Source organism: Corynebacterium sp. HMSC072G08, from assembly GCF_001809185.1.
GTDB lineage: Bacteria > Actinomycetota > Actinomycetes > Mycobacteriales > Mycobacteriaceae > Corynebacterium > Corynebacterium phoceense.
The window spans coordinates 58,396-64,601 of sequence record NZ_KV796403.1 but is presented as its reverse complement, the minus strand read 5'-3'; the positions used below and the strand labels follow the sequence as shown (position 1 = coordinate 64,601).

At 63.8% G+C, this 6,206-nt stretch carries 6 protein-coding genes; 4 read left to right on the top strand and 2 right to left on the bottom strand.

Features of this window, described 5'->3' with window-relative positions; all coding sequences use genetic code 11:
* Positions 1-392: 392 nt before the first annotated feature.
* On the bottom strand, positions 393-2,024 hold the full coding sequence (locus HMPREF2559_RS03305; RefSeq protein WP_369799406.1) for an LCP family protein: 1,632 nt from the start codon (positions 2,022-2,024) through the stop codon (positions 393-395).
* A 137-nt stretch (positions 2,025-2,161) separates the two neighbouring features.
* On the opposite strand from HMPREF2559_RS03305, the gene HMPREF2559_RS03300 reads away from it, so the two are divergent.
* The 3 genes from HMPREF2559_RS03300 (at position 2,162) to HMPREF2559_RS03290 (ending at position 4,964) form a co-directional block, all read left to right on the top strand.
* Positions 2,162-3,061, top strand: a complete 900-nt coding sequence (locus HMPREF2559_RS03300; RefSeq protein WP_369799407.1) for a glycosyltransferase family 2 protein — start codon at positions 2,162-2,164, stop codon at positions 3,059-3,061.
* Positions 3,062-3,106: 45 nt separating this feature from the next.
* On the top strand, positions 3,107-4,183 hold the full coding sequence (locus tag HMPREF2559_RS03295; protein ID WP_066485325.1) for a mannose-1-phosphate guanylyltransferase: 1,077 nt from the start codon (positions 3,107-3,109) through the stop codon (positions 4,181-4,183).
* A 481-nt stretch (positions 4,184-4,664) separates the two neighbouring features.
* Positions 4,665-4,964: a WhiB family transcriptional regulator gene (locus HMPREF2559_RS03290; protein ID WP_066485327.1), complete on the top strand. Its 300-nt coding sequence runs from the start codon at positions 4,665-4,667 to the stop codon at positions 4,962-4,964.
* A gap of 105 nt (positions 4,965-5,069) precedes the next feature.
* On the opposite strand, the gene HMPREF2559_RS03285 is transcribed toward HMPREF2559_RS03290, so the two are convergent.
* Positions 5,070-5,540 (bottom strand): metallopeptidase family protein, encoded by a 471-nt coding sequence (locus HMPREF2559_RS03285; RefSeq protein WP_066485330.1) that lies wholly within the window; start codon positions 5,538-5,540, stop codon positions 5,070-5,072.
* Between the two features lie 98 nt (positions 5,541-5,638).
* On the opposite strand from HMPREF2559_RS03285, the gene HMPREF2559_RS03280 reads away from it, so the two are divergent.
* Positions 5,639-6,127 (top strand): DUF3499 domain-containing protein, encoded by a 489-nt coding sequence (locus HMPREF2559_RS03280; RefSeq protein ID WP_066485336.1) that lies wholly within the window; start codon positions 5,639-5,641, stop codon positions 6,125-6,127.
* The last annotated feature ends 79 nt before the right edge of the window (positions 6,128-6,206 follow it).

The following is a 6,206-nucleotide window of genomic DNA, read 5'->3' as shown; positions in this document are numbered from 1 at the left end:
GAATCAGACACGCTTTCTGCTACTTAGCCCGCTTTCCGGGGACTTGAATACCGGGCGCGTTGCGGAGGAACTTCATGAAAATTGAGGCCCAGCAGCGCTTTGCCGGGTCCGCGGCTAGCTTCTGCAGAATGTTGACTGTTCTATCAGCGAATCGGAGACGAACATGAAGCCGCAGATCAGCTCGCGTCCAGAATCGAGAGTCATACTCTGCGGTATGCGTTCGCCTTTGCGGCGAGCGTATGACCCCAGTCCCGGGGTACGCGGCGTGAGACACCGCGCGGGTGGCGTTTGTCGTCGCCCGGAGGGGACACCTTGAGAGAGATAGAGACACCGAAGGCGCCGACCCCGTAAGGAGTTCGGCGCCTTCGGCGTTTTCTTTGTGCGCGATGCAGTTAGTTCACGCAGCGCGGGGAATCCCCGCCAGCGCTGATCTCCGGGGAGACCTCAGCGGTACCGAAGTCGGCGCCCGGGGTGCCAACCGGCTCCTCGGAGGTGCTGTCCTCCGCGGCGGAGGCATCCGTCTGTGCCTGGTCGGACGGACCGGTGTAGTCATTGCCGGTGACGACGATGAGCGTGTTCTCGTCGAGGTTGGCGTTGGCCGTGATGGGCAGGCCGCCGAGCTGCTCAGCGAACTTCTTTGCGGTCTCAGACTCGGGGTCAGCGGCGACAACCTGGGACTCGGAGTAGATACCCGGGTCGGCGTTGGCGGTGCGGGCGACGGTGTAGCCGACTTTTTCCAGCCAGGAACCCACGCCACCGGCCAGGCCACTGACATCGCCTGCGTTGAGGACGTGGATCTCGAGGTTATCCGCGACGGGTTTTTCGCCCGTGTCGGTGGCCGAGGGGGTGGCGGATTCGCTTGTTTCTTCCGCAGTCTTTGCAAGATCGTCGAAGAAGCGGTGCACCTCGGCGACGTCGACGGTGACGATGGATTCGCCGTAGTCGCCTTGGCCGTCGATGGAGGTCACGGGGATGGTGTTGAACGTGACGTTGCCGCCGGCCAGGCCGGAGAGCTGGCTCGCTAGACTCATGATGTCCCAGTTGGAGTCGAAGCTCACGGATCGTTCGACGGCGGTGGAGAGCTTGGAGAGCTTGGACGGATTCGTGAGCGTGTCGGAGGACAGGAGCTTGGATACGAGGGAGGCGGTGAAGGCCTGCTGGCGGGCGATACGGTCGAGGTCGCCGCGGGGGAGCTCGTGGCGCTGGCGCACGAAGGCCAGGCCCTGGGCGCCGTTCAAGGTCTGCTGCCCGGCGGGGAAGTCCGCGCCGGAGAGCTCCTCCTTAACTGGTGCGTTGAGGCACACGTCGACGCCGCCCACGGCCTCGGTGAGCAGCACGAAGCCCACGAGGCCGATTTCGGCGTAGTGGTCGATCTCAATGCCGGTAAGGTCGCGGACCTGCTCGAGGAGCGCCGCGCGGCCGGCAGCCGTGCCCTCGGCGGCGATGTCCTTGTCGGTGTACTTGGGCTTCTCGCCGGCTTGCTCGGCTTCGAGGTTTTCGGCAGCCAGTTCATCCTTGCGTGCAGACTCGTGGGCGGAGAAGACGCCGTTGATTTTCATGTTGCCGTACTCCGGCCCGTTGTTGATGTAGGTGTCGCGCGGGATGGAGATGGCGCTGGCACGGGAACCATCGTTGGGGATACGGATGACCATGATGGTGTCCGTGTTGTGCTCGCCATCATCGACGCCCGCGTGCAGAGCATCGAGCTCGGACTGGCTGAGCGTATTGCCTTGGGCGTCAACGCGAGAGTCGGAGCCGACGAGGAGGATGTCCATGGCGCCGTCAGCGTTGTTGCCGTCCTTGAAGCCCTTGTCACCGTTGCCCAGCGACAGGTTGTCGATGGAGCCGAGTTCACCACCGAGGCGTCCCACGAGGGCATAGCCGGTGCCGGAGACGAGCATGACGAGCACGGCGACGACGGCCAGGACCACTTTGAGGGAGGTGGAACCGGCTTGGGTGAGGCTGCGAGCCCGAGTCGGCGCGGGTTTAATATCGCGCACGGGGCGTGGCATGTCAGGGCTCACGGAGGATCGCTTTCTATAGAAAAGGTAGACAAGGTGAACTGTGAAGCAGTGTAGGCGAGTGAGACCCGATCTTTTTAACGGACATGGCGATTGTCACGTATTAGATCGGTGCAGTGCAGTGTAGAGTTGTCCGCATTGTGAAACATGCACACGCGGGGTCGCAGCGGCCATTAGGAGTAGTCACGGTGACATTCTCACCGGGGGACTACCTTGCCGCATGCCTGGATTCACTGCCCGCTGCCACGGCTGCCGATGCCGTCGTGGTCCTCGCCGATAATGGCTCCACCGATGGCGTGCCTCAGGCCGCCGCGGCCCAGCGCCCCAACGTTGAGCTCCTCGACACGGGCGGAAACATCGGTTACGGCGGCGGCATGAACGCGGGCGCCGCGCGCCTGCGCGAGCTCGCTGCCGAGGGCGTTATTCGCGATGACTTCTTCCTCATTACCAACCCTGACGTCACCTTCGGGGACGGGGCGCTCGACGCGCTCATCGCCTGCGCGGAGGCCTGGCCGCGCGCGGCGGCGGTGGGGCCGCGCATCGTGGAGCCGGATGGCACGAATTACCCGTCCGCCCGCGCCATTCCTACGCTGGCCACCGGTATCGGCCATGCGCTCTTTGGTACCGTGTGGCCGTCCAATCCGTGGTCGAAGGCCTACCGCAATGACGCGGACATGACGCGCCAACGCATCACCGGCTGGCTGTCGGGTTCGTGCGTGCTCGTGCGCTGGGATGCGTTTGAGGCCATCGGCGGCTTCGACGAGCGCTACTTCATGTACCTCGAAGACGTTGACTTGGGCGACCGCTTTACGCGGGCGGGCTGGGAAAACGTCTTTTGTCCCGAGGCCATCATCACGCACGCCAAAGGGCACTCGACGCAGGCGCATGCGGGCGCCATGCTGCGTGCTCATCACGACTCGGCCTATCGCTTCCAGGCGGACCGTCATCCGGCATGGTGGCAGGCACCTGTGCGCTGGGCTCTCAAAATAGGGCTGCGTCTGCGGGCGTGCTACGCCGTTGCTACGGCGCGAAAGGGCTAAACTCTTTCGCGATAGACATCCCTGAAGACAAGGATTATTTATTTCATGGTTGCTCCTGCAGTAGACGCAGTCATCCTCGTGGGTGGCCGCGGTACGCGTCTGCGCCCCTTGACAATCAGTACGCCGAAGCCGATGTTGCCCACGGCGAACTACCCTTTCCTCCGGCACTTGCTGGCGCGCATCAAGTCCGCGGGCATCGAGCACGTCGTACTGTCCACGTCGTTTAAGGCAGAGGTCTTCGAGGAATACTTCGGCGACGGTTCGGAGCTCGGGCTCGACATTGAGTACGTCGTCGAGGAGACCGCTCTGGGCACCGGCGGCGGCATTCGCAACGTCTACGATAAGCTGCGCCATGACACCGTCATGGTCTTCAACGGCGATGTGCTCTCTGGCATGGACTTGAATGGCATCCTCGCTGCGCACGAGGAGAAGGATGCAGACCTCACCATGCACCTTCTTAATGTGTCCGATCCGCGCGCCTTTGGTTGCGTGCCCACGGATTCCAACGGCCAGGTCACGGCATTCCTGGAAAAGACCGAGGATCCGCCCACGAACCAGATCAACGCGGGCTGCTACGTGTTCAAGAAGGAACTCATCGAGTCCATCCCGGCTGACCGCGTGGTCTCCGTGGAGCGCGAGACCTTCCCGCAGCTGCTCGAGGCAGGCAAGCGCGTCTTCGGCCACGTGGACAACTCCTACTGGCGCGATATGGGCCGCCCGGATGATTTCGTGCGTGGCTCGTCCGACATCGTGCGTGGCATTGCGCCGTCGCCGCTCCTCGAGGGCCACACCGGCGAGTCCTTCGTCGATCCCTCGGCGGGCATCGCCGGTGGTGTGCTGTTGCTCTCGGGTACCGCGGTGGGTCGCGGCTCGGAGGTCGGTGCGGGCTGCCGTATCGACGGCACCGTTGTCTTTGACGGAGTGACCATCGAGCCGGGCGCCGTCATCACGAACTCCATCCTCGCCTCGGGCGTCCACGTGGGTGCGAACGCGCACATCGACAATTGCGTCATCGGCGAAGGCGCCACCATTGGTGCGCGCTGCGAGCTGCAAGGCGGCATGCGCGTCTTTCCGGGTGTGCAGATTCCGGACGCAGGCGTGCGCTTTAGCTCTGACGCCTAAAACGCCCAGCCCGGTGTGCGGGCGCGGCCATGCAAAGGTCCAATCCCTGTAGCTGCGGGTTGGGCCTTTCGTGCGTCGCGGGCTGCGTGTCGAAAGGGGGGGAAAAGTTTTTCGGCGCAGTGGTGCGACACGCCGAGGATTGTGCGAAATTGTGAGTGTCGATCCTTGCTGCCACTAGATGTAGTACCCCCGGCTTTTGCCCCCTGAATGGTTTTATTGTGATCAATGTGGCGGATGTTAAAAACGAGCTGCACGTTCGTGGTTCTCAGGTAAAAAACAGCTCCCGCAGGTTGACGATATTTAGTGGCGGCGGGTTAAATCACAAGTGTGTAAGAAAGCGTGGCGGGAGCAGTGACTCTCCATCGACATCACCGTCAGTGGGAGGATGGGCCCCGCCGCCCTTGGAATCAGAACAAGGTCCCCCGGGCGCGTTGTAGGCGCAGCCCGTGGCGGATACGACCAACGGAGAAAGGAAAACGGCGTGGACGACATGGCTAATAACGCCAATCTCCGTGGCGCTGCTGCGGCGGCGCTGTCGTTGGATGAACTCTTTGGCGCTGTTGAGCAAGAGTGGCAAGACCAGGCGCTGTGCGCGCAGACCGACCCGGAAGCTTTCTTTCCAGAGAAGGGCGGCTCGACGCGTGAGGCGAAGCGCATCTGCCAAGCCTGCGCAGTGCGCGATGAGTGCTTGGAATACGCACTCGAACACGACGAGCGCTTTGGAATTTGGGGCGGGCTCTCGGACCGCGAGCGTCGCCGCCTCAAGCGCCAAATAGGCTAAACGCCCGCGTACGCGGCGTATAAAAGCGCTCGCCACAAGGCGAGCGCGACGGTGAAGGTCCCCGAAAGGGGATTTTTCGGGTTTTCTGCAGCTAGAGCGTGACGCTTACCAGTTGAACCGAGAGTCGATATCCTGCGGCTCGACGTTGAGGTACGTCGCCACAAGCGCGGTGAGCACGGTGGACAGCAGCTCTGCGCGCTCGGCGTGGTTGGTGGTGCGCTCCTCAATGGGCATGCGGAAAACGACGAAGCGGGCGCGTGTGGGACGTCCCCGGACGTCGACGCCGGCGGGAAGCAGACGCCCCAGCGGCACTGGGCCGTCAGCGATGATTTCATCCGGCAGAACCGTCATATCGGCACGCAGGCGCATGCGTGGCACGGTGTCGACGGCGATGTCCACGCCGGAGAGCTCCCGGGCATAGGAATTCTGGAGGGGTGCGTAAGCCTCAAGCACGGCGGCATCGAAAAGCTCGGAGCGGCTGCGGAAGCGCGGGCTCTGCTGGGGGAGAAGGGGCCCGCGCGCGCCGCGTCCACGCCGGTCACGGAACGGGCGAATGTGGGGGCGCGCGGTGGTCATGGCCGTAGATTGTAGGCGGCGCACACACGTCGCGGAGGCAACCACGCCGCGCGCGGGCCTGCCCAACTTTGGGCCGGTGGGCACTAGACTAGGGGACCGTGACTCACCAACGACCCGCCGAACGACACTGCTCGCGTCCTGGCTGCGGCCGCCCTGCCGTAGCAACGCTCACATATGCCTACGCGGAGCAAACCGCCGTCGTGGGTCCCCTGAGCGAGGAGAAAGATCCGCACAGCTGGGACCTGTGCGAACACCACTCCTCGCGGATTACTGCGCCGCATGGCTGGGAACTCGTACGCGTGGACCGCGTGGAGCTCGATGATGACGATGATCTCCTAGCGTTAGCCGAGGCCGTCGGCGCCGGCGGACGCGTCACGGATGAAGTAAACGATGAGGGCGCGCGCGATCCCATCGACTACGAGCCCACCTTTGATGGTGCGGATCCGGCGCGGTCTAATCACCCGGTCTTCCGCATGCGGCGCGTGGCTGACGTGCGGGCGGCGCGGCGCGCGCATCTCCACGTCGTCCCGGATGCGGACGACGCGGACGCGAGCGACGCTCGGGAGCCTGGACAGCCTGGGGAATAGCTGAAAGCTCGCCATAAAGACGCTGGCTAAGTGTGACGCCGGGCCGTCGCGTGTTCGGTTCGCCGAAAATGGGGGCTAC